The sequence below is a fragment of the Streptomyces sp. NPDC050315 genome, from assembly GCF_040655775.1.
Lineage (GTDB): Bacteria > Actinomycetota > Actinomycetes > Streptomycetales > Streptomycetaceae > Streptomyces.
The window spans coordinates 69,788-94,465 of the sequence record NZ_JBFAKN010000002.1 but is presented as its reverse complement, the minus strand read 5'-3'; the positions used below and the strand labels follow the sequence as shown (position 1 = coordinate 94,465).

Sequence of the window (24,678 nt, the reverse complement as noted above, 5' to 3'; positions counted from 1 at the left end):
TGGCCTCCGGAAGCGTGGGGAAACAAGGGAGGAGAAGGGCCGGGCTGCGTATCGGAGAACGGTCCGCTACGCGCGTCAATCTCTTGTGTGCGCCCGCGAGTTGTCAAGAAGATCCCGGTGGACGGGAGCGGACGGGCCGGTGAACCGCCCGTCACCGGGCACCTCGCACGAGCCGGTGAACCGTCCGCCGGGCACCCCGGACGAGCCGGTGAGCCGTCCCCTGGGCACCCCGGGCGGTCCGGTGAACCGCCCGGGATCGTCACGATTCCGTCTACGCTTGGGCGACGCACCAGCAGTAGTCCGCCCGAGGAGCTGAACCTTAGATGTCCGACGAGCGCCCCACCCTTCCCCCGGTGCGGCTGCACCCCGAAGCGGAGCTGGCCAGGGACGCGCTCAGCGCCCCGCTCTTCGCCCGGGCGGCGAAGCTCGCCCGCTGGGCCGAACGGGAGGTACCGGTCGGCGTCGGCGGCGACCTCCTCGAAGAGCAGCTCGCCGAGGCCGCGGTCCACCTCGGACTGGCCGTGGACGAGGACGGCACCGGCTACGCCGCCGAGGCATGGCAGCTGGCCGTGGACACCGGCCTCGTCGAGATCGAGGAGCACGCGGACGAGGACGAGGACCTGCCCGACGGCGCCCCGTCCGGCACGGCCACGCCCGGCGAGGAGCTCCGCCTGCTGACCGCCGGCAGCCCGCAGGACGTGCTGGCCATCTGGCTCGGCGGCATGGAGACCGTACTGGCCGACGCCGCGGCGCCCGACCTGGGCGACCTGGTGGAGCAGATCGCCGAGGGCGGCGAGCTGGACCTGGACTCCATCGACTGGAATCCGGAGGACGAGGCCGAGCTGCTGGACGGCATCCTCGGCAACCTCTACATGCTCTGTGCGCTGGCCGAGGACCCGGAGCAGAGCGTCCCGCTGCCGGCACTCGCCGCCTCCATGATCGTCCCGGCGGACATGGACGAGCCCACCGACGACATCCTCGAAGAGGTCTCCGAGGCGATGATGCGCCTGGACGACCAGTTCCGGGTGCTGGCGCCGATCGGCCTGGTCGCGTACCAGCCCGTGGACGAGGCGCTCATCGAGGAGCTGGACGAGGACGGCGAGACCGTACGGTCGGCCGAGCCGCTGGAGGAGGAGGACGTCAGCCGGTACGGCATGGTCCGGCTCACCCCGCTCGGCATGTACGCCGTCCGCGCGCGGATGCTGGACGCGGGCGTCGAGGCCCCGGCCGTCGGCGACCTCGCCGACAAGGGCGCCGACGTACTGCTCGGCGCGCTGCCCGACTACCCGGAGACGCTGGCGCAGGCCGAGTCCGAGCAGTGGCTCGCGGCCCGCGACGCCCTCACCGCGGCCCGCGACCTGCTGTCCGCCGCGCGCGGCGACGACGACCGGGCGCCGCAGCGCCGGCTCGCCTGCCAGCAGACCCTGTCGCTGGTCGGCCCGGAGGCCGAGCCCGCGCTCCGCGAGGTGCTGGACGACCGGCAGCTGGGCGGGCTGGCCCGGGTCTGGCTGGCCGAGCACGGCGCGACCGGCATCCCCGAGCCCTCCCAGGACATGATCTTCTGGCTGACCGTGGACACCCTCGCGGCACAGCTGGGCACCGCCGACGAGGACGCGGCCGAGCTGCGGGATCTGGTCGAGGGGCTGACCGGTCAGCATGCGGGCTTCTTCGACGCGGTCTGGCGGGTGGACCACCCGGCCACCGCCGACGTACTGGAGGCGATGGGCCGGCTCCACCCGGACAAGAAGGCGGCCAAGGAGGCCCGTAAGGCGGCCTTCAAGGCCCGTTCCAAGAAGGACAGCTGACGGTCCGTCGGTACTTCGGCGCGGTGCTGCGGAAGCCCGGCGGGCCGTCAGCTCGCCGGGTTCCTCAGCACAAGTACTGCGTCGTGTGCGAGAACGACGCGGACTGGCCGTTGAAGCCGTACGTCCCGCGGTAGGACAGCGGCACCTGGAACTGGCCGATGACCGTCATGGTCTTGGCGCAGTTGCTCGACCCGCCGGGGCGGGTGGCGCGCAGTACCAGCCGGGGGCCGAGCTCGCCGCCGGTGATGTCCCACGGGGCGCCGCAGATGCCGGAGGTGATCCGGCCGCCGGTGATCACGTGCGGATACGTGTTGGGGTTGTAGGTCACCTCCATGTCGAAGCTGAGCGCTCCGTTGTTGAGCCGCATCTTCGCGGTGACCCGCAGCGCCTCGGCCGATACGTCGCGCTGCGCGGCGAACGCTTCGTCGCGCGTCTTGACCTCGGAGCCCTGGGCGTTGATGAACCGGTGCTCCTGCCCCTGGCCCTTCTTCTTGGCTGCGCTCGTCATGGCTTTCGCTCCCCGGGTCAGGCCAGTTGCTCGGCGATCTCGACGCGCAGCAGCGCGCGGACGTTCTCGATGTGGTTCGCGATCGTGACCTGCTGCGATCCCGCGAAGAGCAGGCCGACGGCGACATTGTCGAGCGAGGTGATCAGGGAACCGGAGTCACCGCCTGCCGACATGTTCGTGGTGACGATCTGGTCCTTGAAGCGGGCGGTGCCGGCCGTGCCGTACGAGACGTCGATGGTCGCGTCGGTGGAGAGGATCCGGCCGACGGTCAGGTTGGTGGTCCGGCCGACCTTCTTCACCCGGTCGCCCACCGCCACCTGCGCCTTGCGCCGCCAGGCCCGCGGCGGGCCGTTGAAGTACTGCTCGCGGGTGGCGTTGTGGAACTCCACCTTCGCCAGCGCCGCGTCCACGATGTTGTTCTGCTGGGCCAGTGGGACCTGGGGCGCGAACTGGATCGCGACGAAGCGGGACAGCGTGCCGATCCGGTCGGGCGGGTCCATGCCGCCGTCCGCGGGGCCGGGCTGCACCACGGGGCTGCCCAGCGGCGCCCGGTTGGAGTCGGCGAGCACGTGGTTGTTGCTCAGGATGTAGTACGTGGCGGGGATGCCGGTGCCGGGCTCCGGCGGGTTGATCCGCGCGTCGGGCAGCAGGTCGTAGACCACGCTGCCGAGCGTGCCCGCGGTGATCCGCACGCTGCCGACCGAGAAGCCGGACGGGCACGGGCGCATCTTGCGGGTCAGCCGCTGCGGTTCCGTGGCCGTGCGGAGCCGGCCGAGCTCCTGGCCCAGCTCGTCCAGCAGCGGCCGGGACAGTACGGACGTCATTCCGTCGGGGCCGAGGCCGGACTGCTCCTCCGTGCCGCCGCCCGGTGCGGTGAGGCGGCTGCGCTGGGCCGCGACATGACCGACGGCCACCACGTCCGTCGGCGTGCCGTCGTCCATCTCGTGCGGCACCACGTCCCGTTCGGACAGTACCGACTCGGGGACCTTCTGCGTCACGAAGACCAGGACCGCTTCCTCGCCCGTCGGCTCGCCGCCCGTCCACTTCACGCCGTGGCCGAAGCCGACGACGTTGGCGAGCGGGTGCTGCGGGTTCATGAAGTCCGACAGCGCCTGTTGGCGGGAGGTGTCACTGACCTGTCCGCCGGTGGGACCGCGCATCATCTCGGGCTGGTTCACACCAGACCACCTCTTCCCCGGTGGGGCGTCCGGCGCGCGGGCCGTCGCGCGCCGGGCAGGCGGGCATACGGCTTCCGCGGCGGGACCGCGTGTGGCTTGACGGGCCGGGCCGCCGTGGCGGCCGGCTCTCGGAGGGAGACGCAGGGCCCGGTACGGCCTGGGGCGGGCGGCCTGTCCGTACTGCCGCGTACGGGCGACCCGTCCGTACGGCCGCCGGCCCGGCGCTCGCCTTACGGGTGATGCAGGTAGGCACTGTCTATTGCCGGTCGCGGGGGGCGGTCAAGGTGGAAAGCCAGAAATCTTGCAGTGTGCTGCGGAACAGCGTGGATGACCTTGTTTGTCATGGTTCATTGCCGCAGGCGAAACGCTTCCTGGACGTCGTGCCCCGTTCAACTTGCGTTCGGACGGGCCCGCAAGCCTGTGTCAGGACGGGGGAGAAAGAAACCAGCCATTCAGGAGATCACCATGCCCCTCACTCGCAGGGACTTCGCCAAGCGCTCCGCGTACACCGGCGCCGGAGTGGCGCTCGCCGGCAGCGTCGGGGTACTGGCCACGGCCCCCGGGGCCATCGGCGAGGAGGCCGCGGAGTCCTCCGGCGACGACGGGACGCGGCAGCTCGGTTACGGCCCGCTCATCGACGACCCGAAGGGCATCCTCGCGCTGCCCGCGGGCTTCAGCTACAAGATCGTCACCCGTACCGGTGTGACCAAGCTGGAGAGCGGCGAGTACACGCCCGCCAAGCACGACGGCACGGCCACCTTCGAGGGGCAGCGCGGCGCAACCCTGCTCGTGAACAACCACGAGATCAAGGGCCCGCGCGCCGACGCGGACCACCCGGTGCCGCTCGCCGAGGGCCTGGTCTACGACCCGGCGGCGGCCGGCGGCTGCACCGTTGTGGAGGTCTCCAAGGACGGCAGCCACATCAGCGAGTGGGTCGGCATCGCCGGTACCTCCACCAACTGCGCCGGCGGCAGCACGCCTTGGGGCACCTGGCTGACCGGTGAGGAGACCGAGGACAAGGCCGGCCAGAACGGCATGACCAAGGACCACGGTTACGTCTTCGAGGTCGACCCGCACGACGAGCGGGCGGCCCGGGACCCGAAGCCGGTCAAGGCGTTCGGCCGGTACCCGCACGAGGCCGTTGTCATCGACCCGAAGCGCGGCGACGTCTTCCTGACCGAGGACGCCGAGGAGCCCAACGGCCTGCTCTACCGCTGGACCCCGCCGCAGGGCTTCACGCACGGCCGCGGGCAGCTGCGTACCCTCGCCGACGACGCGGGCGTGCTCGCCGCGTTCAAGTGCTTCGACTCCGGCGGCCGCTTCGTCGACGACCTCTCCCGGGCCACCGAGCCCGGCACGGTCTATGGCGTCGACTGGGTCGAGGTCCCCGACCGTGACGCCCGTACGACGTCCGTGCGCAAGCAGTTCAAGGACGGCGAGATCACCCGTGCCCGCAAGCTGGAGGGCATGTGGTGGGCGGACGGCGGCGTGTACGTCGTGTCGTCCTACGCCCGCGAGGAGAGCCCGGTCCAGCACGACGGCCAGGTGTGGTTCTACAACCCCGCGCGCCGCACGCTGACCCTGAAGATCCGCTTCGGCATCAACGCCGACCCGTCGAAGGAAGGCACGCTGGACGGCCCGGACAACATCAGCGTCTCGCCCTACGGCGGCCTGATCATCGCCGAGGACGGCGAGGGCGTGCAGCACCTCTACGGCACCACCGAGGACGGCCGGACCTACCCGGTCGCGCGCAACGAGATCAACGTCGGTACGGCGGAGGAGCCGGTGTACGCCGAGTTCACCGGCCCGGTCTTCTCGCCCGACGGGGAGACGCTGTTCGCCAACATCCAGGACCCGGGCATCATGCTCGCGATCACGGGGCCCTGGCGTCGGCAGGGCTGACGGGGGCGCGGGGCGCTGACGCGCCATCGGACCGGTCGGGTCAGTGGGGCTCCGGCCGGTCCGCGGTGATCACGTAGTAATCCAGCAGCCCCTTCTCGTACGCGGTCAGGAAGCGGCGTGGCCACAGGTCGCGCAGCTCGGGCACCTGGCCGAGATGCCGGTCGTACGCGGCCCACACCGATTCCCCGATCGCCCGGATCCGCACGTCCGACAGCCCGGCCGCCGCCAGCGTGGCGGTCACCTCGTCCGCCACGTGGGCGAGGTCGAGGCCGTCGGCGTAGGTGGGCAGCAGTCCGGGCAGCGCGCGGGCGGCCTCCTCGCTGGTGGCCAGGAACGTCGTCAGCACCAGCCGGCCGCCCGCGCGCAGCACACGCGCGGTCTCGCGCGCGAAGCCCGGGATGTCGGGGAAGTGCTGGGCCGCCTCGACCGAGAACAGACAGTCCGCGGAGGCGTCCGGCAGCGGCAGCCGTTCGGCCGCGCCGCGCCGGTACTCCAGCCGTCCCGGGTGCGCGTCCCGCACGGCGGCGTTCCGCGCCTGGGCCCTTGCGACCTGGTCGGGGTGAATGTCCAGCCCGACGACCGACCCGAAGCCGTACTCGCACAGCGCGAGCGCGGATCCGAGCCCCAGCCCGCAGCCGACCTCGACGGCGTCCCGCCCCTCGGTCCGCGCGAAGCCCCGCAGTACGAGCCGGTACAGCTCCCTCTCGGTCTCGACCCGCTCGGCCTCGGTCAGCGGTCGGTCGGACGGCGCATCCGCCCAGTACCCGAAGTTGATGAACCCACCGGCGAACGCGGGCACGTGACTGAGGTCGAACGCGCCGTAGATCTCGTCGAGCGCGGGAACGGTGGGTGGGGGCTGGTCGGCGGACGACATCGGGGGCTCCTCGCGTGCGGCGACAGCGGCCCCACGATTCTCTCAGCCCGTGACGTAGCTGCCAGCGCCCAGGACCGTGCGAAGGCGGCCCTCCTTGCGGAGCTGCACGACGGCCTTCTGGACCGTCGACTGGGTTACGCGGTACTCAGCGGCCAGCGTGACCGTGCCCGGGAAGCGCTCGCCAAGCTCCCACTCCCCGGCATCGAGCCGACGGCGGAGATCAGCGGCCACTTGCGGCCAGACGGGCACTGAGCGATCAAGGTCCATACCTCCAGCGTGCGCGGAGACGCGTCAGCGTGCTACCGCGTAACCGCGAAACCGCGTAAGGTTGGCGTGCGACAGGGCCTCGCTACGAAGGAGCGACGACATGGAGCCTCTACGACGGCTGCCGTGGACCGACGGTGGGCGGGCGGCCTACGTCCCCCTGGGGGACGGGCTGGTGAATCGGCTGGCTGATGTCATGGAGGGCGAGATGCTCGGCATGGCGAGGACCGATGTGGCGAGGGGGCGGGCCCTGGCCGGTGATCCGGACGCCTCGGGGGCGGAGTTGCGGCGGGCCGTCCGGTACCTGGCTCGCGCGGTGGAGGACGCCGCCCTCGTCGCCGAGCTTCGGGCGGAGCGGCTGCCCGGCGCCGCCGGTGGAATCTCGGGCGGCGGGGAGCGTTGTACTGGGGGTGAACTCGACGACAGTGGCCCCACGCATCTCGGTCCTGGACCGGTCCCGTACTAGAGCGGGTCGGCCGCAGGGGGAGGCGCTGCAGGAGACGGTGCGCTTCGCGCAGGAGGTGGAGGCGCTCGGCGCGTACCGGCGGTTCTGGGTGTCGGAGCACCACAGCGTGCCGGGTGTGGCCGGATCGGCGCCCACCGTGCTCGCGGCGGCTGTCGCGGCCGCCACCAGCCGTATTCGCGTCGGTACCGGCGGCGTCATGCTGCCCAATCACCGGCCGCTGGTCGTCGCCGAGCAGTTCGGCGTGCTGGAGTCGCTGTTTCCGGGGCGGATCGACATGGGGCTGGGGCGCTCGGTCGGGTTCACCGACGGGATCCGGCGGGCGTTGGGGACGGACAAGGACGCGACCGAAGACTTCGGTGCGCAGCTCGCCGAGCTGACCGGTTACTTCACCGGCACCCAGACCGCCCATCCGCAGGTGCACGCGCGGCCCGCCGAGGGGCTCACCGTGCCCGCGTTCGTGCTGGCCACCGGGGCCGGTGCGAAGATCGCCGCCGAGGCGGGACTCGCGCTGGTGCTCGGCGACGTGCGCGGGCGGGAAGCGCTGCTGCGGGCCGTCGAGAGCTACCGCGCCGCCTTCCGGCCGTCCGTGCTCTGGGAGCGGCCATACGTCGTCGTCTCCGCGACCGTCGCCGTGGCCGCCAGCACCGAGGAGGCCCGCCGGCTGCTGCTCCCGGAAGCCTGGGCGATGGCGTACTCCCGTACGCGTGGGGTCTTTCCGCCGCTGGAGCCGGTCGAAGACGTGCTCGCGCGGGAGGCCACCATGACCGCGAAGGAGCGGCAGTTCTACGAGGCGGCGCAGCGGGGCCAGATCCACGGCACGGAGAACGAAGTACGCCCGGCCGTTGCCGAGCTGCTCGCCGCCACGGGGGCCGACGAGCTGCTGGTCACCACGAGCACGTACGACCGCGCCGCCCAGCTGGACTCCTACCGCCGGCTCGCGGTGGTGGCCGGGCTGGACGGCGCGCCGGTCACAGCGCCTGCGCGGCCGGCTTGACCATGCCGCGGACCGTGCGGGAGTCGACGAACTCGCCGAGGGCCGTCATCTCCCACTCGCCGCTGTACTGCCGGATGAGCTTGGCCATCAGGACGCCCGTCCGCTTCTCCGAGCCGGTCAGGTCGAAGCGGACCAGCTCCTCACCGGACTGCGCGTCCAGCAGGCGGCAGTAGGCCTTGGCGACGTCGGTGAACTTCTGACCGGTGAAGCTGTTCACCGTGAAGACCAGGCCCGTGACCTCCGGGGGGAGGCCGCCGAGGTGGACCGTGATCGCCTCGTCGTCGCCCGCGCCCTCACCCGTGAGGTTGTCCCCGGAGTGCTGGATGGCGCCGTTGAGGATCGTGAGCTTGCCGAAGAAGCAGTTGTCGATCTTCTTGCGGTCGGGGCCGTACGCGATCACGGACGCGTCGAGGTCGATGTCCTTGCCGCGGAAAGCGGGCTCCCAGCCGAGGCCCATCCGGACCGAGGAGAGCAGCGGCTGCCCGCCCTTGACGAGGGAAACGGTCTGGTTCTTCTGGAGGCTGACGCGGCCCTTGTCGAGATTGATCTTCCCGGTGCCCGGGGCGGGCGCGGCCGGAGCCGGGGGCGGCGCGGGGGTGCCCATCGAGCCCGGTGCGCCGGGGGCGGCGGTCGGCGGGGCGAGCGGGGCCGCGGCACCGGCGGGCGGGCCCCACTGGCCGGCGCTCGGCGCGCCGGGGTGCGGCGGCGCGGGCGGCGTGGCGGGCTGCTGCGGCGCGACGGGCGCAGCGGCCGGCGCGGCGGGCTCCTCGACGCTGACGCCGAAGTCCGTGGCGATGCCCGCCAGGCCGTTCGCATAGCCCTGGCCCACCGCGCGGACCTTCCACGCGTCGCCGCGGCGGTAGACCTCGACCACCACCAGGGCGGTCTCGGAGCCCAGCTGGGGCGGGGTGAACGTGGCGAGCACGCTGCCGTCGTCGGCGCTGCGGACCGTCGCCGTCGGCTCCGTGCCGGCGAAGGTGGCGCCCGGCGCGTCCAGGCTCGCCGTGACGACGATCTTGTCGATGCCGGGCGGCACGGCGGCGGTGTCCACCGTGATCGTGTCGCCGCCGCCGCTCGTGCCCGCGGTGTGGGTCACGCCCGGACCGCTCGGCTGGTTGTAGAAAACGAAGTCGTCGTCGGAGCGGACCTTGCCGTCGGGGGTCAGCAGCAGGCCCGACACGTCCAGCCGCACGGGAGCGGTGACGTCCACCGCGACCCGCGCTGCGGAGAGCGGGAGATTCGAGCCAGGAGTCATAGCGGTCATGTCCCGAGTAACGACCGGCACCGCTTTACGGTTCCATTACCAGCGGAACGGGCTCGTTCGGTTTTGAGCCGAACGGGGCCCGTTCAGTGAGGAGCCGGACGGGCCCGTTCAGTGCCGCTCGCGGGAGTTCCCGAAGAGCAGCCGGTACGCGATCAGCAGGACCAGGGCGCCGGCGATGGAGGCGACCCACATGGCCGGGTCGAAGAAGTCCTTCGGTATCGGACGGTCGAGGAACTTCGTGGAGAGCCAGCCGCCCACGAACGAGCCCACGATGCCGGTCAGGGTGGTGCCGACCAGGCCGCCCGGGTCCCGTCCGGGCAGCAGGACCTTGGCGATGACGCCGGCGACCAGCCCCAGTACGAGCCAGCTGACGATGCCCATGATGGTGTTCCTCGTTCCTGCAAGGGGTTGTTACGCCTTCAAGGACGCGAGGACGCCGCCCGGAGTTCCGTGCGGTATGCCACCATCGGCCGAGGTCGGCCGCCGACGGCGGTTCTCAGTACGGCCAGATCGGCGGGTCCGTGCAGAAGGCGCCGCCCAAGTGCGCGTGTTCGGGGTTCTCCGGGTCCAGCTCGCCCTGCGTGGCGAGGAGTTCCGCGGCGTACTCCTCGGAGTCGTCCTGCGGCTCGTAGCCGAGGGCGCGGGCGGTGCTCAGGTCCCACCACAGCCGGGTGTTGGCGGAGGAGCCGTAGACGACGGTGTGGCCGACGTCCTCGGCGGTGAGCGCCGCGTGCAGCAGCCGGGCGCAGTCGGCGGGGCTCATCCAGATCGACAGCATGCGTACGGATGTGGGCTTCGGGAAGCAGGACCCGATGCGGATCGAGACCGTCTCGATGCCGTGCAGGTCCCAGTAGAGCGAGGCGAGGTCCTCGCCGAAGCCCTTGGAGAGTCCGTAGAAGGTGTCGGGGCGGCGCGGGGTGTTCACCGGTATAGCGGCCGAGCCGTCCTGGGGGCGCGGCGTGAACCCGACGGCGTGGTTGGAGGAGGCGAAGACGATCCGCCGTACGCCTTCCTCACGGGCCGCTTCGTAGAGGTGGTACGTCCCCTCGATGTTGGCCTGGAGGATCTTCTCGAACGTCGACTCCAGGGAGATGCCCGCGAGGTGGATCACCGCGTCCACGCCTCGCACGGCCTCGCGCAGCGCTTCCTTGTCGGCGAGGTCGGCGACGATCGCGTCCGGCTCGCCCTCGATGGGCAGCCGGTCGAAGAGCCGCAGTCGGTAGCCGTACGAGGGCAGTAACTCGCGCATCAGAGTGCCGAGGCCGCCGGCGGCCCCGGTGAGCAGGACGGTGCGGGGTGCGGTCATGGTCGTCAACGTAAAGAAGGGCGGTGGTCTGGTCAAGATGGTGTACGCGGAAGGGCTCTTGACCCGGTGTGTGCGCTGATTTAGCGTCATGTCGTTCATGGACATGGACGCCAGCCACGGATGCGTTCTTGCGGATGTGGTTTTCCGGAGGGAGCCCCGATGCGCGCCGCTGCCTTTCTCTACCCGTGGGACGTCGTCGGTGATCCGGACGCCGCGCGGCGGGCCGCCGGGCTCGGCGTCGACCGGGTCACCCTCGCCGCCGCCTACCACTCCACTCGTGCCCTCACCCCGCGCCACCCGAAGCACCGCATCGTCACCGCCCGGCACTCCGCCGTCCTCTACCCGCCGTCCCCGGAGCGCTGGGCCGGCCGTGCGCTGCGCCCGTATGCGCAGGACTGGGTAACGGGGCCCGACCCGTACACGGAGGCCGCCCGCGCGCTCACGGAAGCGGGCCTGGAGGTGCACTCCTGGGTGGTCCTGGCGCACAACTCCCGGCTGGGCGCCGAGCACCCGGAGTCCGTCGTCCGCAACGCCTACGGGGACGCCTACCCCTGGGCCCCGTGTATCGCCCGCCCCGAGGTGCACGAGTACCTGGTGACGCTGGCCGCCGAGGCCGCCGTACGGCCGTACACCCGCGGCACCGAGCTGGAGTCCTGCGGCTGGTACGGGCTCGCGCACCTGCACGCGCACGACAAGATCGGCGGCGTCTCCCTGAGCGGCGCGGCGCAGTACCTGATGTCGCTGTGCTTCTGTACGGAGTGCCGCGCCGGGTATACGGGGCTGGGCGCCGACCCCGAAGAGCTGCGCCGCACCGTAGTACGCGCGCTGGCCCCGGTGTGGGCGGGTGGCGGCACGGAGGGAGCGGGTGATCGGGCGGGGGAGTGGGCCGAGGTGGTCGAGGCGCTCGGCGAGGAGTACGCGGGGGCCGTCACCGCCTGGCGGGATCGGGGCGCGAAAGAGCTGCAGCGCGACGCCGTGGCCGCCGTACGGGCCGCCGCCGGGCCGGACTTCCGCGTCATGCTGCACGCCGATCCCGCCCCGCACCGCTGCGGCGCCAACGCGGGAGTGGACCCCGAGGGGGTCTTCGACCACGCGGACGGGGTGGTCGTGCCGTGCACGGGGAGCGCAACGGAACGGGCCGCGGCGCTGGCGCCCTTCAAGGGGCGCGGCGTCCGTGCCGCGAACTTCACCGTCGTGCGCGGGATGGGCGGCAGCCCGGACACGCTCGCCGCCGACGCCGCGCACGCGGCCGCACACGGCGCCGACGAACTGCGGCTGTATCACGCGGGCCTGGCGTCCGATGTGGACCTGGAGGTCGTCCGTACGGCCCTTACGGAGCTGAGCGGCTCGGGGGCCTAGAAAGCCGCGCGGGCGAAAGTCGCGTGGGCCCCTACAGGCGCCGCGTCGCCAGCGTCAGCCGGTCCCGCGCGTCGAAGAGCGCGTCCTTGATCATCTGCTCGTGGGCCGGGGTGAGCCGGGCGACCGGGACCGAGCAGCTGATGGCGTCGCGGGCCGGTGTGCGGTACGGGATCGCCACTCCGAAGCAGCGCAGCCCGAGGGTGTTCTCCTCGCGGTCGACCGCGTACCCCTGCTCCCGTACCGCGTGCAGCTCCTCGATCAGCGCTTCGCGGTCGGTCGTGGTGTGCTCGGTGAGGGAGGGCAGCGTATCCGGGAGCATCTTGCGCACCTGCTCGTCCGTGTGCGTCGCGAGCAGGGCCTTGCCGAGCGAGGTGGAGTGCGCGGGGAGGCGGCGGCCGACGCGGGTGAACGGGCGCAAGTAGTGCTGCGACTGACGGGTCGCCAGGTAGACGACGTTCGTGCCGTCCAGGCGGGCGAGGTGGATGGTCTCGGTGGTGTCGTCCGAGAGGCGGTCGAGCGTGGGCCGGGAGGCGGCCACGACCTCGTCGCCGTCGATGTACGACGTGCCGACCAGCAGGGCGCGCACCCCGATGCCGTACCGCGTGCCGGTGGCGTCCGTCTCCACCCAGCCCAGCTCGACGAGCGTGCGCAGCAGCATGTACAGACTGGACTTCGGGTAGCCGACGGCCTCCTGGACGGAGGCGAGGCTGTGCATTCCGGGGCGGCCCGCGAAGTACTCCAGCAGTTCGACCGTCCGCACCGCGGACTTGACCTGTGATCCCCCGGTCTCGGCAGCCGGCATCGCCCTTGACCCCTCAGTTCGGACAGTCATAGAGTCCCAGCGTATTCACACTCCGGGACGAAGTTCAGTATATCGAACAACGCCCGGACTGCAGAAGTACTCGGCCCGGGAGGAATGCACGGTGGCAGCACCAGTCTGGAGCGTCGACCCCCGCAGCGGGAAGCAGCGCGAAGAGGTTGCGGCCGAGGCCACAGCCGAGGAGGTCGACGCGACCGTACGGGCCGCGCACGAAGCCCGCGGCTCCCTCGCCGACCGCACCGTGCGCGCCGCTTTCCTGCGCCGCGCCGCCGACCTGCTCGACCAGGCAGGCGACGCGGTGATCGAGGCCGCCGACGCCGAGACCGCGCTCGGCCCCGGCCGGCTCACCGGCGAACTGGCCCGCACGACATACCAGTTGCGCGCGTTCGCGGACATCGTCGACGAGGGCGCCTTCCTCGACGTGCACATCGACCACGCGGACCCGCAGCTCGCCCCGCCCCGCCCCGACCTGCGACGCTACAAGATCCCGCTGGGCGTGGTCGCGGTCTACTCCGCCTCCAACTTCCCGCTCGCCTTCTCGGTGCCCGGCGGCGACACCGCCAGCGCCCTGGCCGCGGGCTGCCCGGTCGTCGTCAAGGCGCACCCGGACCACCCCGCCACCTCCGAGCTGTGCGCGGCCCTGCTGCGCCGCGCCGCCGCCGAGACCGGTATCCCCGAGGCCGTCGTCGGCCTGGTGCACGGCTTCGACGCGGGCGTGGAGCTGGTCCGCCACCCGCTGATCTCCGCCGCCGGTTTCACCGGTTCGGTACGCGGCGGCCGTGCCCTGTACGACGCGGCGGCGGCCCGCCCGCACCCGATCCCCTTCCACGGCGAGCTGGGCAGTCTCAACCCCGTCGTGGTCACCCAGGACGCCGTCGAGGAGCGCGCCGAGCAGATCGGCGCGGGCCTGGCCGGCGCGATGACGCTGGGCGTCGGCCAGTTCTGCGTCAAGCCGGGCCTGGTGCTGGTGCCCGAGGGCGCGGCCGGTGACGGGCTCGTCAAGGAGCTCACCGCCAAGGTCAGCGACACCGAGGCGGGCGTACTGCTCGACCACCGGATGCGGGACGCCTTCATCGCGGGCGTACAGGCCCGCGCCGAACTGCCCGACGTGGAAGCCCCGGTGACGCCGGGCGCGGGCGGCGAGCACACCGTGGCCGCCGGCTTCCTCACCCTCCCCGCTGCCCGGCTGGCCGCCGACGGCCCGCACGACCTGCTCCTGGAGGAGTGCTTCGGCCCGGTGACGGTGGTCGCGCGGTACGCCGACGACGCCGAGGCGACCGCCGTCCTCGGCCGGCTGCCCGGCAACCTCTCCGCGACCCTCCAGCTCTCCACCGCGGAGTGCGCGGGCGAGGGCCGGGGCGGCGAGCTGCTCGCCGAGGTCACCGCGCTCGCCGGGCGCGTCGTGGTCAACGGCTGGCCCACCGGCGTTGCCGTGGCCCCCGCCCAGCACCACGGCGGCCCGTACCCGGCGACCACCTCGACCTCCACCTCCGTGGGCGGCACGGCCGTCGAGCGCTGGCTGCGCCCGGTCGCCTACCAGGACACCCCGCCCGCGCTGCTCCCGCCCGAGCTGCGGGAGGAGAACCCGCTGGGGCTGCCGCGCCGGGTCGACGGCGTACGGGAAGCGTGACGCCCGTGCCCCATCAGGCGAGCGGCCCGGACCTCACCGTCCGGGCCGCTGCCCCGCGTGACCTCGATGCGCTGGCCGCGCTGCACTCCGGGGCCCGCGCCCGGTACTTCAGCGGGCGGCTGCCCGACGCGCTCCTGGACACCCCCGCCGAACGCGCCCGCTCGCGCGAGACCTGGCACCAGGCCCTGGCCTGCCCGGAGACGACGGTGCTGTGCGCCGAGCGGTCCGGCGCGCCGGTCGGCGTCGCCGCGTACCGGCCCGGCAAGGACCTGCCCCCGGACGGCGTCGAGCTGAGCCAGCTCCACGTCGACCCCGCCCACTGGCGCAGCGGCGTCGGCACCGCGCTGCACGACGCCTGCGTCGCCGCCTGGCGCGCGGCGGGCCACCCCCTCGCCCGGCTCCAGGTCTACTGGCACAACCGCCGGGCCCGCGACTTCTACGCCCGGCACGGCTGGCGGCCGGACGAAGGCCGCCGCCCGGCCCCCGACGACACCCACCTCAGCCTGGCGCTCACGCTGGTGCCCGGCGCGCGATGAGCTGGAGCCGGCGTACCGAGTGACCGTGCAGCGCGCCGACGGTGTCGGTGCGCTCCTCGGTGACGGCGAAGCCGTGCATCCGGAGCAGGCGCCGCAGCTGCTCCGGTTCGTGGTGCCGGACCACCGCGCCGTCCTCGGTGCGGAAGACCCCGTACGCGCCGAACTCGTCCTCGTACGCCGCGTACCGGGCACGCGAGCGCGGGTCGGTCTGCAGCGGTACGTCGCTGAGGTGCAGCAGCCCGCCGGGGCGCACGACACGCGCCAGCTCCCCGAGGAGCGCGCGCTGCCCGGTGTCGTGCGCCACGCGGGTCAGCACCCCGAAGAGCAGCGCCGCGTCGAAGCGTCCGTCCCCGAAGGGCAGCGGCAGTCCGGGGCGGTCCACGCCTTCCACCGCGTACCCCAGTGCGGTCAGTTCCGCGGTCCGCCGGCCGCCGCCGAGGTCCAGCACCCGTGCGCCGGGTGCCAGCTGCCATCGGAGCGCTGCGGGGTCGAAGGGGTGGCCGGCGGCGGGGTCGGTCCCGGCGCTCTCCCAGGAGCCGAGACATTCGTGCGGCGTAGTCATGCCCGGACCGTACCGGCGCGGGACGGCGCGGACGGCCCGATGCACGGCAAGTGCATCGCCGAGCGCCGGAGGACAGCGCAAAACCGACCATGGGTGGGTAAAACTGGTCCCTCCACCTAACGGAGACGTCCTCCGAGAGGTACACCGAGACGCCCTCCGGGACCGTTCTCCAAGCAGTCCTTTGGGCGTGGCCAAGGAGATTCGGGATGGACGCCGGGACGCGGAACGATCACAGTGGTGCAATGACCGAACAGCGACTGGGCGGCGCGGAGTTCGCGCCCGAGACGACGTATCTGAACACCGCCGCCAGCGGGCTGCTGCCCGCCAGGACCCGCGCGGCGCTGCGCGACGAGCTCGACGTCGCCACCTCGTACGGCACGATGGGCCACGACTACTTCGGCCCGGCGGACGCCGCGCGCGCCTCCTTCGCGCGGCTGCTGCACACCACCCCGGACCGGGTCGCCGTCGCCGGTTCGGTCGCCGTCTCCAGCGCGCTGATCGCCGCCGCGCTGCCCGAGGGTGCCGAAGTGCTGCTCCCCGAGGGGGAGTTCAGCTCGGTGGTCAACCCCTTCGCGATGCGGCCGGGGCTGCGGGTGCGCACCGCGCCGCTGGAAGGGCTGGCCGACGCCGTGCGGCCGGACACCGCGCTGGTCGCCTTGGCTGCCGTGCAGGCGCTGGACGGCCGGATCGCCGATCTCGCGGCCGTCCGGGAAGCGGCCCGCGCGCACGGCGCCCGGACGCTGCTGGACGTGACGCAGGGCGCGGGCTGGCTGCCGCTGGACGCCCGGGAGTTCGACTACGTCGTGTGCGGCGCCTACAAGTGGCTGCTGTGCCCGCGGGGCACCTCGTTCCTGGTGGTCGGCGCGGACGCGCCGCAGCCGCCCGCGCTGCACGCGGGCTGGGTGGCCGGCGCCGACCCGATGCAGTCCAACTACGGCCCGATCGAGCGGCTCGCCGAGGACGCCCGCCGTTACGACGAGCCGCCCGCCATCCTCTCGTACGTCGGAGCCCAGCACTCCCTCGCGCTCCTCGAAGAGATCGGGGTGGCGGCGGTGCACGCGCACAACACCGCGCTGGCGGAGCGGTACCGCGCCGGCCTCGCCGAGCTGGGGCACGAGCCGCTGCCCGCGCCCGGCTCCGCGATCGTCACCGTCCCCGGCCTCGCGGATGCGCACGCGCGGCTGGCCGAGGCGGGCGTCGTAGCGGCCGTACGGGCGGGCAAGCTGCGGGCCGGCTTCCACCTGTACAACACGCCGGACGACGTGGACCGGCTGCTGGAGCTGCTCAAGTAGCCATCGGTACAAGGGTGTTGAGGGTGCCGGGAATGTCCCGGCGGCGGGCCGTGTTGGGGACCGGTGACCACCGGCTTCGTGAAAGGAACGCCTTGACCACTGCTTTCGACCCCGTCGACCTGGCCGGGCTGACGCTCGCCAACCGCCTCGTCATGGCCCCGATGACGCGCAACCGCGCCACCGCCGACGGCGTGCCCACCCCGTCCATGGTCCGCTACTACACCCAGCGGGCCTCGGCCGGACTCATCATCACCGAAGCCACCCAGCCGAACGTGGTGGGCCGCGGCTACCCGCTCACCCCCGGGCTGCACACCGCCGAGCAGATCGCGGGCTGGCGTACGGTCACCGACTCCGTGCACGCCGCGGGCGGCAAGATCTTCGCGCAGCTGTGGCACGGCGGCCGCATCGGCCACCCCGTACTGCTGCCGGACGGCCTGATACCGGTCGGGCCCTCCGCGGTCGCCGCCGACCAGCAGGTCTTCACCCAGGACGGCATGAAGGACTGCGTCGTGCCGCGCGAGCTGACCGACGACGAGGTACGCGAGACCATCGCGGACTTCGCGGTCGCGGCGCGCAACGCGATCGAGGCCGGCTTCGACGGCGTGGAGATCCACGGCGCCAACGGCTACCTCATCCACCAGTTCCTCTCGCCCGCGAGCAACCTGCGCACCGACGAGTGGGGCGGCTCCGACGAGGCCCGCGCCCGCTTCGCCGTCGAGGTCACCAAGGCCGTCGCGGCGGAGATCGGCGCGTACCGCACCGGCCTGCGGATCTCGCCCGGCAACCCCTTCAACGGCATGTCGGAGCCCGACCCCGAGGCCACGTACACCGCCCTGGTCGAGGCGATCGCCCCGCTGGGCCTGGCCTACCTGCACGCCTGCGACGTGCGGGACGCGGGGCTGCTGGCGCGGCTGCGGAAGCGTTTCGGCGGCACGTTCGTACTGAACCCCGCCGTCGACGGCCGCCCCGCCGGGCCCGAAGAGCTGTCGCTGGTCGAGGAGGGCGAGGCCGACCTGCTGGCGTACGGCCGGCTGTTCCTCGCCAACCCCGACCTGCCCGCGCGCCTCGCGGCCGGCGGCCCGTTCAACGAGCCGGTACGGGAGAGCTTCTACGGCGGCGACGACAGCGGCTACGTGGACTACCCCGCGCTCACCGGCTGAGAGCCGGCTGAGCATCCCTCGGACTCCGGGCGGGTGGCCGCGCCCTACGGCCATCCGCCCGGGCCCGCCGGCCTTCGAATTCGGCTGAGCGGACGGCTACCGCGCGGCGGCCCGGACGGCTACGAATAGCAGCACGACCTCACGAGGTGGTGCCGGTGGACCGAAGAGCTGCCAATTCGTCAACTCCGCCGCGCGACGAGGACCTGCACCGGCGACTGGTGTACGGCGACGAGTCCGCCCTCGGCGAGGTGTACGACGCCTTCGGCGGGCTGGTGCACGCCGTCGCCCGCAGCGTCACCCGCAGCACGAACGCCGCCGAGGACGTCGTCCAGGAGGTGCTCACCCACCTGTGGGCCCGCCCCTACGCCTTCGACCCGGCCCGCGGCTCGCTGCGCGCCTGGCTCAGCATGCTCGCCCACCGCCGGGCCGTCGACCGGGTGCGCGACGCGGCGCCCGAGCCCGGGGCCGCGCTCGCCGACGCCGCGCTGCTGCACGCCGCGCTCACCGAGCTCCCGCTGGCCCAGCGGCAGGTGCTCCACCTGGCGTACTTCGCGGGGCGCACCTACCGGCAGGTCGCGGTGGAGCTGGGCATTCCCGAGGACACCGCCAAGACCCGGCTGCGCGCGGCGCTGCGCAGCCTCGCCGACCGGCTGGCCGACCCGCCGGATCCGGCCGTCGAGAGAGGCATCTGATGGGCTGGGACCCCGCGGAGGAGCACCCCGAGATCGACGCGCTGCTCGCCGCCTGGGCGCTGGACGCGGTGATGTCCGGCGACGAGGAACGCATCCGCGCGCACATCGAGGACTGCGCCGAGTGCGCGGAGGAACTGGCGCGGCTGCGGGAGGCGGTGCACCGGCTGGACGGGCCGCCCGCCGAGCCGGCCAAGAGCGCCCGCAAGGGTGCGGACAAGGTCGGCCGGGGCCGGCTGATGGCGGCGGCCCGCACGGCGCGCACCGGGCACGACGCGCCCGCCGCGCACGCCGCTCCGTACGCCGCGGCGGTCGCGAGCCTGGAGGCGCTGCTGCGCGAGCTGGACGGGGAGCCTGCGCGCTGGGGGACGCCGGTGGTGCACGACTGGGACGTACAGGGCACGGTCGCGCATCTGATCGCGGCGGACGAGCCGCTGGCCGAGCGGCTGGGGCTGCTGCCGGTGACCGAGGCGCGGCCGGAGGGGCCGGGGGCCGGGGCCCCGTGGGAGGTGCGCTGGGCGGCGCGTACGGAGGAGGTGGTGGCGTACGAGCACACCCGGCCACCCGCCGAGACGGCCGAGGCGTGGCGGACCCAGGCGCACGGGCTGCTGGACCTGCCCGAGGCGCGGGAGGCGGAGCCGGCCGCGCTGTCCACTGCGCTCATGGGCCGCCGGCTGCCGGTCGCGGACCACTACGTGATCAGGGCGTTCGAGACCTGGATCCACACCCGGGACATCGGCCGGGCGCTCGGTCTGGGCGTCCCGGCGCCGCCTCCCGTGCATCTGCGGCGGCTGGTGGCGCTCGCGGTCCGCATCCTGGACCTGGCACTGGGGGACGGGGCCCGGCCCGTCCTGCTGGCCGTGGAGGGCGAGGCGGGCGGCGACTGGGTACTGGGCCCGGCTGCCGAGCCGGTCGCCGCGGAACTGGTCCTGGAAGCGGTCGACCTCTGCCTGCTGGTGGGCGGCCGGCTCACCCCGCAGGAGGTGAGCCGGGGCCAGGCAGGCGACGCGGCCGCCGCTCAGCACGTGCTGGCGACGGCCGCGTCACTCGCCTGGTTATGAGCCGGAGGCCCCTGGGAGTACCCAAGGCCCCCCGGCCCGGAACCGGGCTCCTCGTCACGAGGCAGAGGAGTGGATCACTCGAGGTGGATCACTTGACCGGGGTGAAGTCCCGGGCACCGATGTACTCAGGGCGCCGCACCGGGGCCGCGAAGGGCTCCACCGCGGCGTTCTCCACGCTGTTGAACACGATGAAGACATTGCTCCGCGGGTACGGCGTGATGTTGTCGCCGGAGCCGTGCATGGCGTTGCAGTCGAACCACGTCGCCGAGCCCGCCTTGCCGGTGAACAGGCGGATGCCGTGCCGGTCGGCCAGCTTGGTCAGCGCCTCGTCCGTCGGAATACCCGCGTCCTGCATCTGCAGGGACCGCTTGTAGTTGTCCTTCGGCGTCTCGCCCGCACAGCCCAGGAAGAACTTGTGCGAGCCGGGCATGATCATCAGGCCGCCGTTGGTGTCGTAGTTCTCGGTCAGCGCGATCGAGATGGACACCGTACGCATGTTCGGCAGGCCGTCCTCGGCGTGCCAGGTCTCGAAGTCCGAGTGCCAGTAGAACCCGGAGGCACCGAAGCCCGGCTTGACGTTGATCCGCGACTGGTGGACATAGACGTCCGAGCCGAGGATCTGACGGGCGCGCCCTACCACGCGCGGGTCGCTGACCAGCTTGGCGAACACCTCGCTGATCTTGTGCACCTCGAAAACGGACCGGACCTTGTCCGACTTCGCCTCGACGATCGAGCGCGGGTCGGCCTTGACCTCCGGGTCATGGGTGAGCCGGTCCAGTTCGGCGCGGTACACCGTGACTTCGTCCGGCGTCAGCAGTTCCTCGATGGCGAAGAAGCCGTCGCGTTCGAAGTCGCTCAGCTCGGACGGCTGGAACGGGCCTGCCGTGCCGGGCTGCGACCACACCACCGGGTCCTGGCGCGGGGTGATCACCTCGGTGGCCCCACGGGTCGGGTACAGGTCGGCGGTGCGCTCGGGTGCGGTGGTCATGGTGTTGCCTTCCTCTCCTCTCGTACGTGCCTTCCTCAACTGCCGGACGGGGCAGCGGGCCTGAACCAGCGGCGTCAGCTCGCTTCGGGCTCGGTGAGCAGCGGGTACACGCCGTTCTCGTCGTGGTCCTCGCGACCGGTGACCGGCGGGTTGAAGACGCACACGCAACGGAAGTCCGTCTTCGGCCGCAGGGTGTGCTTCTCGTGGCCGTTGAGCAGGTACATCGTGCCGGGCTCGATCCAGTGCTTCTCACCGGTCTCCCGGTTCTCGAGCTCTGCCTCGCCCTCTACGCACAGTACGGCCTCAATGTGGTTCGCGTACCACATGTCGGTCTCAGTGCCCGCGTAAAGAGTGGTCTCGTGCAGCGAGAAACCGACGCGCTCCTTGGCGAGCACGATGCGCTTGCTCTCCCACGTCCCGGAAGCGGACTTGACGTGGCGGTCGGTGCCCTCGATGTCCTTGAACGAGCGAACGATCACGTGGTTCAAAACCTTTCTGTTCTGCTGGTGGTGTAGCCCGCGGGGCCGGTCGGCTGCCTGCCGACCGGCCCCGTACGCGTCGGTCAGACGCAGTCGCGGACTGCGCGGGCGAGGGTGCGCAGCCCCTCGTCCAGCTCCTCGGGGGTGGTGGTGAGCGCCGGCAGCAGCTTGACGACCTCACTCTCCGGCCCCGAAGTCTCGATCAGCAGGCCCAGCTCGAAGGCCCGCTTGGAGATCTTGTTCGCCAGGCTCTTGTCGGCGAACTCCATCCCCCAGACCATGCCGCGGCCGCGGTAGTCCACACCGGCCCGCGGGTGCTCCTCGGCGATGGCCCGCAGGTGGGATTCGATGATCTCACCACGGGCGATGGTCTGCTTCTCCATCTGGCCGTCGGCCCAGTACGTGTCCAGGGTCGCGGCGGCGGTGACGAAGGCCGGGTTGTTGCCGCGGAAGGTGCCGTTGTGCTCGCCCGGCTCCCAGATGTCCAGCTCCGGCTTGAAGAGCGTGAGCGCGAGCGGCAGGCCGTAGCCGCTGATGGACTTGGAGACCGTGACGATGTCCGGCACGATGCCCGCCTCCTCGAAGGAGAAGAAGGCACCGGTGCGGCCACAGCCCATCTGGATGTCGTCCACGATGAGCAGCATGTCACGGCGGTGGCACAGATCCGCGAGGGCGCGCAGCCACTCGGGACGGGCGACGTTGATGCCGCCCTCGCCCTGGACCGTCTCGACGATCACGGCGGCGGGCTGGTTCAGGCCCGAGCCCTGGTCCTCCAGCAGCCGCTCGAACCACAGGAAGTCCGGGTAGCGGCCGTCGAGGTAGTGGTCGAAGGGCATCGGGGTGCCGTGCACCAGCGGGATGCCCGCGCCGGCCCGCTTGAACGCGTTGCCGGTGACGGCGAGCGAGCCCAGCGACATGCCGTGGAAGGCGTTGGTGAAGGACACGATCGACTCGCGGCCCTTGACCTTACGGGCCAGCTTCAGCGCGGCCTCGACCGCGTTGGTGCCCGTCGGGCCCGGGAACATGACCTTGTACGGCAGGTCGCGCGGGCGCAGGATGACGTTCTGGAACGACTCCAGGAACGCCCGCTTGGCCGTGGTGGACATGTCCAGGCCGTGGGTGACGCCGTCTCGCTCTATGTAGTCGATCAGCGCCCGTTTCAGTACCGGGTTGTTGTGGCCGTAGTTCAGCGACCCGGCGCCGGCGAAGAAGTCGAGGTAGGCGTGGCCGTCCTCGTCGTACATGCGGCTGCCCTGCGCCCGGTCGAAGACGGTGGGCCAGCCGCGGCAGTAGCTCCGCACCTCGGACTCGACGGTTTCGAAGACGCTCAGATCCGGCTGGGTGATGGTCACAGCATGCTCCTGGGAGATGTGGGGTGTGACAGAGGGGGGAAGTCTTGGGGTGCGCTCAGCGCACGGGCTTTGCAGGGGCGGCGAAGGGGCCGATGTGGTGCAGCACCTCCGGCTCGTGGCCCTCCTCGGGGAACAGCCCGGCGTCGAAGAGGACCTCGCGCTCCACGGAGGCGCCGTGGCGCTCGGCGAAGGAGGCGAAGAGCCGGTTCGATGCGGTGTTGTCGGGCGAGATCGTGGTCTCGAGGCGAGTGATGCCCTGCTCCTGCGCGACGCGGCCGGCGAGGCCGTCCAGGAGAGCTGCCGCCAGCCCGCGGCCACGGTGCGCGTCGTCGACGGCGACCTGCCAGACGACGAGGGTCTCGGGGCGGGCGGGGCGGATGTAGCCAGTGATGAAGGCGGCCGTCTCGCCCTTCGCGTCGCGGGCGACGACGGAGGTGGCGGCGAAGTCACGACACCACAGCAGGTAGCTGTAGGAGGAGTTCAGGTCCAGCGTGCGGGAGTCCCGGGCTATGCGCCAGATGGCGGCCCCGTCCTCCACTCGCGGGGCATCGAGCTTGAAGCCCTCCGGCATTTCTCTGAATTCGCTTCGGGCACGTGCAAGGTCTGCTTGTGCGGCGGTCATGGGAATTAAATTTACCGAGGGAAATTCGAAATTGCATCGCGGGCTGGGGTTACGGAGACGGGGGGTTCTGTGTTATCGCGCGGGGACGCACGGGCGCACGGAAGACCCTTGGGATGTCTTGGTTTGCCCGGAAAATAGGGGGCAAATCAGTCCGCCTGTGTGGTCGGTCACATGTGCGTAACGGCTGCGAGATCCGTCCGAATTACGGGACTTGCGGGTCACCCGAATCGACGCGTTTGAGCTGCGGAAAAGCGGGCAGAAGAATACGGGAAGCTGCGCGCCTGAAGAATTGGCAATTCTCTGGTAACAGGTGTACAGCAAGGAAAGCCCGGAGCGCCATGGGGTTTCCGGGATTCCTCCCCGCGGACCGTCCCGTCCAGCGGTTCACGCGCGGCTCGTACAGTGCGTGCATGAGCGATAGCGCGGTGCTGCACATCAAGGGGAGGGTCCTGGCCGGGCCGGACGACGTACGGGACGGCCTGTGGGTCGTCGGCGGACGCGTCAGCTACGAGCGGCCGGCCGGGGCGCGGGACGTCACCACCATCGAGGGCTGGGCGCTGCCGGGTCTGGTCGACGCGCACTGTCACGTGGGCCTGGACGCGCACGGGGCGGTCGACGAGGCGACCAGCGAGAAGCAGGCGCTCACCGACCGTGAGGCGGGCACGCTGCTGATCCGCGACGCCGGGTCGCCCGCGGACACCCGCTGGGTCGACGACCGGGAGGACCTGCCGCGGATCATCCGCGCCGGGCGGCACATCGCGCGCACCCGCCGCTACATCCGCAACTTCGCGCACGAGATCGAGCCCGAGGACCTGGTGGCGTACGTCGCCCAGGAGGCGAAGCGGGGGGACGGCTGGGTCAAGCTGGTCGGCGACTGGATCGACCGGGAGACCGGCGACCTGGCGTCCTGCTGGCCGCGGGGCGCGGTCGAGGCCGCGATAGCGGAGGCGCACCGGCTGGGGGCGCGCGTCACGGCCCACTGCTTCGCCGAGGAGTCCCTGGAGCCGCTGGTCTCCGCCGGTATCGACTGCATCGAGCACGCGACGGGGCTGACCGAGGAGACGATTCCGCTCTTCGCCGAGCGGGGCGTCGCGATCGTCCCCACGCTCGTCAACATCGCGACCTTCCCGCAGCTGGCGGCCGGTGGCGACGCGAAGTACCCGCGCTGGGCCGACCACATGCGGCGGCTGCACGAGCGGCGCTACGACACGGTACGGGCGGCGTACGACGCGGGTGTGCCGGTCTATGTCGGCACGGACGCGGGGGGCTCGCTCGCGCATGGGCTCGTCGCCCAGGAGGTCGGGGAGCTGGTCAAGGCCGGTATCCCGGCCGTGGAGGCGCTCTCGGCGACGTCCTGGGGCGCCCGGGAGTGGCTCGGGCGCCCCGGGCTCACCGAGGGCGCGCCTGCCGACCTGGTGGTGTACGAGGCGGATCCTCGGGCGGACGTACGAGTTCTCGGCACGCCGCGGCGGGTGATTCTGCGGGGGAGGGTGGTCGGTTAGGGACAGCGCCGCTGTGGTGGGTGTCGTCGGCCCCCTGCGGCGCCGTCCTGGCTGGGCGCGCAGTT

25 protein-coding genes are annotated in these 24,678 nt (G+C 72.2%); 12 read left to right on the top strand and 13 right to left on the bottom strand.

Features of this window, described 5'->3' with window-relative positions; all coding sequences use genetic code 11:
- The first annotated feature begins 323 nt into the window (after positions 1–323).
- On the top strand, positions 324–1,805 hold the full coding sequence (locus AB0I82_RS07470; protein WP_363256193.1) for a hypothetical protein: 1,482 nt from the start codon (positions 324–326) through the stop codon (positions 1,803–1,805).
- Between the two features lie 64 nt (positions 1,806–1,869).
- Here the strand turns inward: AB0I82_RS07470 and AB0I82_RS07465 are convergent, their stop codons facing one another.
- Positions 1,870–2,313 carry a hypothetical protein gene (locus tag AB0I82_RS07465; RefSeq protein WP_363256192.1) on the bottom strand — a complete coding sequence of 148 codons (444 nt, stop codon included), beginning with the start codon at positions 2,311–2,313 and terminating at the stop codon, positions 1,870–1,872.
- A gap of 17 nt (positions 2,314–2,330) precedes the next feature.
- Positions 2,331–3,491, bottom strand: a complete 1,161-nt coding sequence (locus AB0I82_RS07460) for a hypothetical protein (protein ID WP_363256191.1) — start codon at positions 3,489–3,491, stop codon at positions 2,331–2,333.
- 465 nt (positions 3,492–3,956) lie between these two features.
- On the opposite strand from AB0I82_RS07460, the gene AB0I82_RS07455 reads away from it, so the two are divergent.
- The gene (locus tag AB0I82_RS07455; protein WP_363256190.1) at positions 3,957–5,393 is read left to right on the top strand and encodes an alkaline phosphatase PhoX; all 1,437 of its coding nucleotides are present in this window, start codon (positions 3,957–3,959) and stop codon (positions 5,391–5,393) included.
- Positions 5,394–5,433: 40 nt separating this feature from the next.
- Here AB0I82_RS07455 and AB0I82_RS07450 read toward each other — a convergent pair whose 3' ends face one another.
- The gene (locus tag AB0I82_RS07450) at positions 5,434–6,267 is read right to left on the bottom strand and encodes a class I SAM-dependent methyltransferase (RefSeq protein ID WP_363256189.1); all 834 of its coding nucleotides are present in this window, start codon (positions 6,265–6,267) and stop codon (positions 5,434–5,436) included.
- A gap of 42 nt (positions 6,268–6,309) precedes the next feature.
- The gene (locus AB0I82_RS07445; RefSeq protein WP_363256188.1) at positions 6,310–6,534 is read right to left on the bottom strand and encodes a GntR family transcriptional regulator; all 225 of its coding nucleotides are present in this window, start codon (positions 6,532–6,534) and stop codon (positions 6,310–6,312) included.
- 100 nt (positions 6,535–6,634) lie between these two features.
- On the opposite strand from AB0I82_RS07445, the gene AB0I82_RS07440 reads away from it, so the two are divergent.
- Together AB0I82_RS07440 and AB0I82_RS07435 are read left to right on the top strand one after the other, a co-directional pair.
- A complete protein-coding gene (locus AB0I82_RS07440) occupies positions 6,635–6,997 on the top strand; it encodes a hypothetical protein (RefSeq protein ID WP_363256187.1) in 363 nt (120 codons plus the stop codon).
- Positions 6,942–7,991, top strand: coding sequence for an MsnO8 family LLM class oxidoreductase (locus AB0I82_RS07435; protein ID WP_363256186.1), 1,050 nt, complete (start codon positions 6,942–6,944; stop codon positions 7,989–7,991). Before AB0I82_RS07440 ends, AB0I82_RS07435 begins: the two co-directional genes overlap by 56 nt.
- On the opposite strand, the gene AB0I82_RS07430 is transcribed toward AB0I82_RS07435, so the two are convergent.
- The 3 genes from AB0I82_RS07430 to AB0I82_RS07420 all read right to left on the bottom strand — a co-directional run bounded on the left by AB0I82_RS07430 (position 7,966) and on the right by AB0I82_RS07420 (position 10,561).
- Positions 7,966–9,246 carry a TerD family protein gene (locus AB0I82_RS07430; protein WP_363256888.1) on the bottom strand — a complete coding sequence of 427 codons (1,281 nt, stop codon included), beginning with the start codon at positions 9,244–9,246 and terminating at the stop codon, positions 7,966–7,968. The genes AB0I82_RS07435 and AB0I82_RS07430 overlap by 26 nt on opposite strands.
- Before the next feature lie 117 nt (positions 9,247–9,363).
- Positions 9,364–9,636: a GlsB/YeaQ/YmgE family stress response membrane protein gene (locus AB0I82_RS07425; protein ID WP_363256185.1), complete on the bottom strand. Its 273-nt coding sequence runs from the start codon at positions 9,634–9,636 to the stop codon at positions 9,364–9,366.
- Positions 9,637–9,751: 115 nt separating this feature from the next.
- Positions 9,752–10,561, bottom strand: coding sequence for an NAD(P)-dependent oxidoreductase (locus AB0I82_RS07420; RefSeq protein WP_363256184.1), 810 nt, complete (start codon positions 10,559–10,561; stop codon positions 9,752–9,754).
- Positions 10,562–10,720: 159 nt separating this feature from the next.
- Between AB0I82_RS07420 and AB0I82_RS07415 the strand changes: the two genes are divergently transcribed.
- Complete coding sequence (locus AB0I82_RS07415) at positions 10,721–11,920, top strand: hypothetical protein (protein WP_363256183.1); 1,200 nt, start codon at positions 10,721–10,723, stop codon at positions 11,918–11,920.
- Positions 11,921–11,951: 31 nt separating this feature from the next.
- On the opposite strand, the gene AB0I82_RS07410 is transcribed toward AB0I82_RS07415, so the two are convergent.
- On the bottom strand, positions 11,952–12,722 hold the full coding sequence (locus AB0I82_RS07410; RefSeq protein WP_363256182.1) for an IclR family transcriptional regulator: 771 nt from the start codon (positions 12,720–12,722) through the stop codon (positions 11,952–11,954).
- Between the two features lie 121 nt (positions 12,723–12,843).
- On the opposite strand from AB0I82_RS07410, the gene AB0I82_RS07405 reads away from it, so the two are divergent.
- Both AB0I82_RS07405 and AB0I82_RS07400 read left to right on the top strand, forming a co-directional pair.
- Positions 12,844–14,370: an aldehyde dehydrogenase (NADP(+)) gene (locus AB0I82_RS07405; protein ID WP_363256181.1), complete on the top strand. Its 1,527-nt coding sequence runs from the start codon at positions 12,844–12,846 to the stop codon at positions 14,368–14,370.
- Between the two features lie 5 nt (positions 14,371–14,375).
- Positions 14,376–14,906: a GNAT family N-acetyltransferase gene (locus AB0I82_RS07400; protein ID WP_363256180.1), complete on the top strand. Its 531-nt coding sequence runs from the start codon at positions 14,376–14,378 to the stop codon at positions 14,904–14,906.
- Here AB0I82_RS07400 and AB0I82_RS07395 read toward each other — a convergent pair.
- The gene (locus tag AB0I82_RS07395; protein WP_363256179.1) at positions 14,881–15,468 is read right to left on the bottom strand and encodes a methyltransferase domain-containing protein; all 588 of its coding nucleotides are present in this window, start codon (positions 15,466–15,468) and stop codon (positions 14,881–14,883) included. The two genes, AB0I82_RS07400 and AB0I82_RS07395, sit on opposite strands and share 26 nt — an antisense overlap.
- A 242-nt stretch (positions 15,469–15,710) precedes the next feature.
- Between AB0I82_RS07395 and AB0I82_RS07390 the strand changes: the two genes are divergently transcribed.
- The 4 genes from AB0I82_RS07390 (at position 15,711) to AB0I82_RS07375 (ending at position 19,670) form a co-directional block, all read left to right on the top strand.
- Positions 15,711–16,760, top strand: coding sequence for an aminotransferase class V-fold PLP-dependent enzyme (locus AB0I82_RS07390; protein WP_363256178.1), 1,050 nt, complete (start codon positions 15,711–15,713; stop codon positions 16,758–16,760).
- A 92-nt stretch (positions 16,761–16,852) separates the two neighbouring features.
- The gene (locus tag AB0I82_RS07385; RefSeq protein WP_363256177.1) at positions 16,853–17,920 is read left to right on the top strand and encodes an alkene reductase; all 1,068 of its coding nucleotides are present in this window, start codon (positions 16,853–16,855) and stop codon (positions 17,918–17,920) included.
- Between the two features lie 146 nt (positions 17,921–18,066).
- Positions 18,067–18,612: a sigma factor gene (locus AB0I82_RS07380; RefSeq protein ID WP_363256176.1), complete on the top strand. Its 546-nt coding sequence runs from the start codon at positions 18,067–18,069 to the stop codon at positions 18,610–18,612.
- Positions 18,612–19,670, top strand: a complete 1,059-nt coding sequence (locus tag AB0I82_RS07375; protein ID WP_363256174.1) for a maleylpyruvate isomerase family mycothiol-dependent enzyme — start codon at positions 18,612–18,614, stop codon at positions 19,668–19,670. Before AB0I82_RS07380 ends, AB0I82_RS07375 begins: the two co-directional genes overlap by 1 nt.
- Positions 19,671–19,758: 88 nt before the next feature.
- Here AB0I82_RS07375 and thpD read toward each other — a convergent pair whose 3' ends face one another.
- The 4 genes from thpD to ectA all read right to left on the bottom strand — a co-directional run bounded on the left by thpD (position 19,759) and on the right by ectA (position 23,111).
- Complete coding sequence (thpD, locus tag AB0I82_RS07370) at positions 19,759–20,658, bottom strand: ectoine hydroxylase (protein ID WP_351587737.1); 900 nt, start codon at positions 20,656–20,658, stop codon at positions 19,759–19,761.
- A 74-nt stretch (positions 20,659–20,732) separates the two neighbouring features.
- Complete coding sequence (locus AB0I82_RS07365; protein ID WP_030264599.1) at positions 20,733–21,137, bottom strand: ectoine synthase; 405 nt, start codon at positions 21,135–21,137, stop codon at positions 20,733–20,735.
- An 83-nt stretch (positions 21,138–21,220) separates the two neighbouring features.
- Positions 21,221–22,489, bottom strand: a complete 1,269-nt coding sequence (ectB, locus tag AB0I82_RS07360; RefSeq protein ID WP_223735891.1) for a diaminobutyrate--2-oxoglutarate transaminase — start codon at positions 22,487–22,489, stop codon at positions 21,221–21,223.
- 55 nt (positions 22,490–22,544) lie between these two features.
- A complete protein-coding gene (ectA, locus tag AB0I82_RS07355) occupies positions 22,545–23,111 on the bottom strand; it encodes a diaminobutyrate acetyltransferase (protein WP_363256173.1) in 567 nt (188 codons plus the stop codon).
- A gap of 410 nt (positions 23,112–23,521) precedes the next feature.
- Between ectA and AB0I82_RS07350 the strand changes: the two genes are divergently transcribed.
- Positions 23,522–24,613 (top strand): amidohydrolase family protein, encoded by a 1,092-nt coding sequence (locus tag AB0I82_RS07350; RefSeq protein WP_363256172.1) that lies wholly within the window; start codon positions 23,522–23,524, stop codon positions 24,611–24,613.
- The last annotated feature ends 65 nt before the right edge of the window (positions 24,614–24,678 follow it).

What these genes read in the sequence shown, in the direction of transcription:
- ectA (WP_363256173.1), bottom strand. Translation starts at nt 23,111, where the DNA reads ATGACCGCCGCACAAGCAGACCTTGCACGTGCCCGAAGCGAATTCAGA.
- AB0I82_RS07450 (WP_363256189.1), bottom strand. Translation starts at nt 6,267, where the DNA reads ATGTCGTCCGCCGACCAGCCCCCACCCACCGTTCCCGCGCTCGACGAG.
- AB0I82_RS07390 (WP_363256178.1), top strand. Translation starts at nt 15,711, where the DNA reads ATGACCGAACAGCGACTGGGCGGCGCGGAGTTCGCGCCCGAGACGACG.
- AB0I82_RS07420 (WP_363256184.1), bottom strand. Translation starts at nt 10,561, where the DNA reads ATGACCGCACCCCGCACCGTCCTGCTCACCGGGGCCGCCGGCGGCCTC.
- AB0I82_RS07410 (WP_363256182.1), bottom strand. Translation starts at nt 12,722, where the DNA reads ATGCCGGCTGCCGAGACCGGGGGATCACAGGTCAAGTCCGCGGTGCGG.
- AB0I82_RS07430 (WP_363256888.1), bottom strand. Translation starts at nt 9,246, where the DNA reads ATGACTCCTGGCTCGAATCTCCCGCTCTCCGCAGCGCGGGTCGCGGTG.
- thpD (WP_351587737.1), bottom strand. Translation starts at nt 20,658, where the DNA reads ATGACCACCGCACCCGAGCGCACCGCCGACCTGTACCCGACCCGTGGG.
- AB0I82_RS07395 (WP_363256179.1), bottom strand. Translation starts at nt 15,468, where the DNA reads ATGACTACGCCGCACGAATGTCTCGGCTCCTGGGAGAGCGCCGGGACC.
- AB0I82_RS07425 (WP_363256185.1), bottom strand. Translation starts at nt 9,636, where the DNA reads ATGGGCATCGTCAGCTGGCTCGTACTGGGGCTGGTCGCCGGCGTCATC.
- AB0I82_RS07440 (WP_363256187.1), top strand. Translation starts at nt 6,635, where the DNA reads ATGGAGCCTCTACGACGGCTGCCGTGGACCGACGGTGGGCGGGCGGCC.
- AB0I82_RS07375 (WP_363256174.1), top strand. Translation starts at nt 18,612, where the DNA reads ATGGGCTGGGACCCCGCGGAGGAGCACCCCGAGATCGACGCGCTGCTC.
- AB0I82_RS07455 (WP_363256190.1), top strand. Translation starts at nt 3,957, where the DNA reads ATGCCCCTCACTCGCAGGGACTTCGCCAAGCGCTCCGCGTACACCGGC.
- AB0I82_RS07465 (WP_363256192.1), bottom strand. Translation starts at nt 2,313, where the DNA reads ATGACGAGCGCAGCCAAGAAGAAGGGCCAGGGGCAGGAGCACCGGTTC.
- AB0I82_RS07445 (WP_363256188.1), bottom strand. Translation starts at nt 6,534, where the DNA reads ATGGACCTTGATCGCTCAGTGCCCGTCTGGCCGCAAGTGGCCGCTGAT.
- AB0I82_RS07415 (WP_363256183.1), top strand. Translation starts at nt 10,721, where the DNA reads ATGCGCGCCGCTGCCTTTCTCTACCCGTGGGACGTCGTCGGTGATCCG.
- AB0I82_RS07470 (WP_363256193.1), top strand. Translation starts at nt 324, where the DNA reads ATGTCCGACGAGCGCCCCACCCTTCCCCCGGTGCGGCTGCACCCCGAA.
- AB0I82_RS07350 (WP_363256172.1), top strand. Translation starts at nt 23,522, where the DNA reads ATGAGCGATAGCGCGGTGCTGCACATCAAGGGGAGGGTCCTGGCCGGG.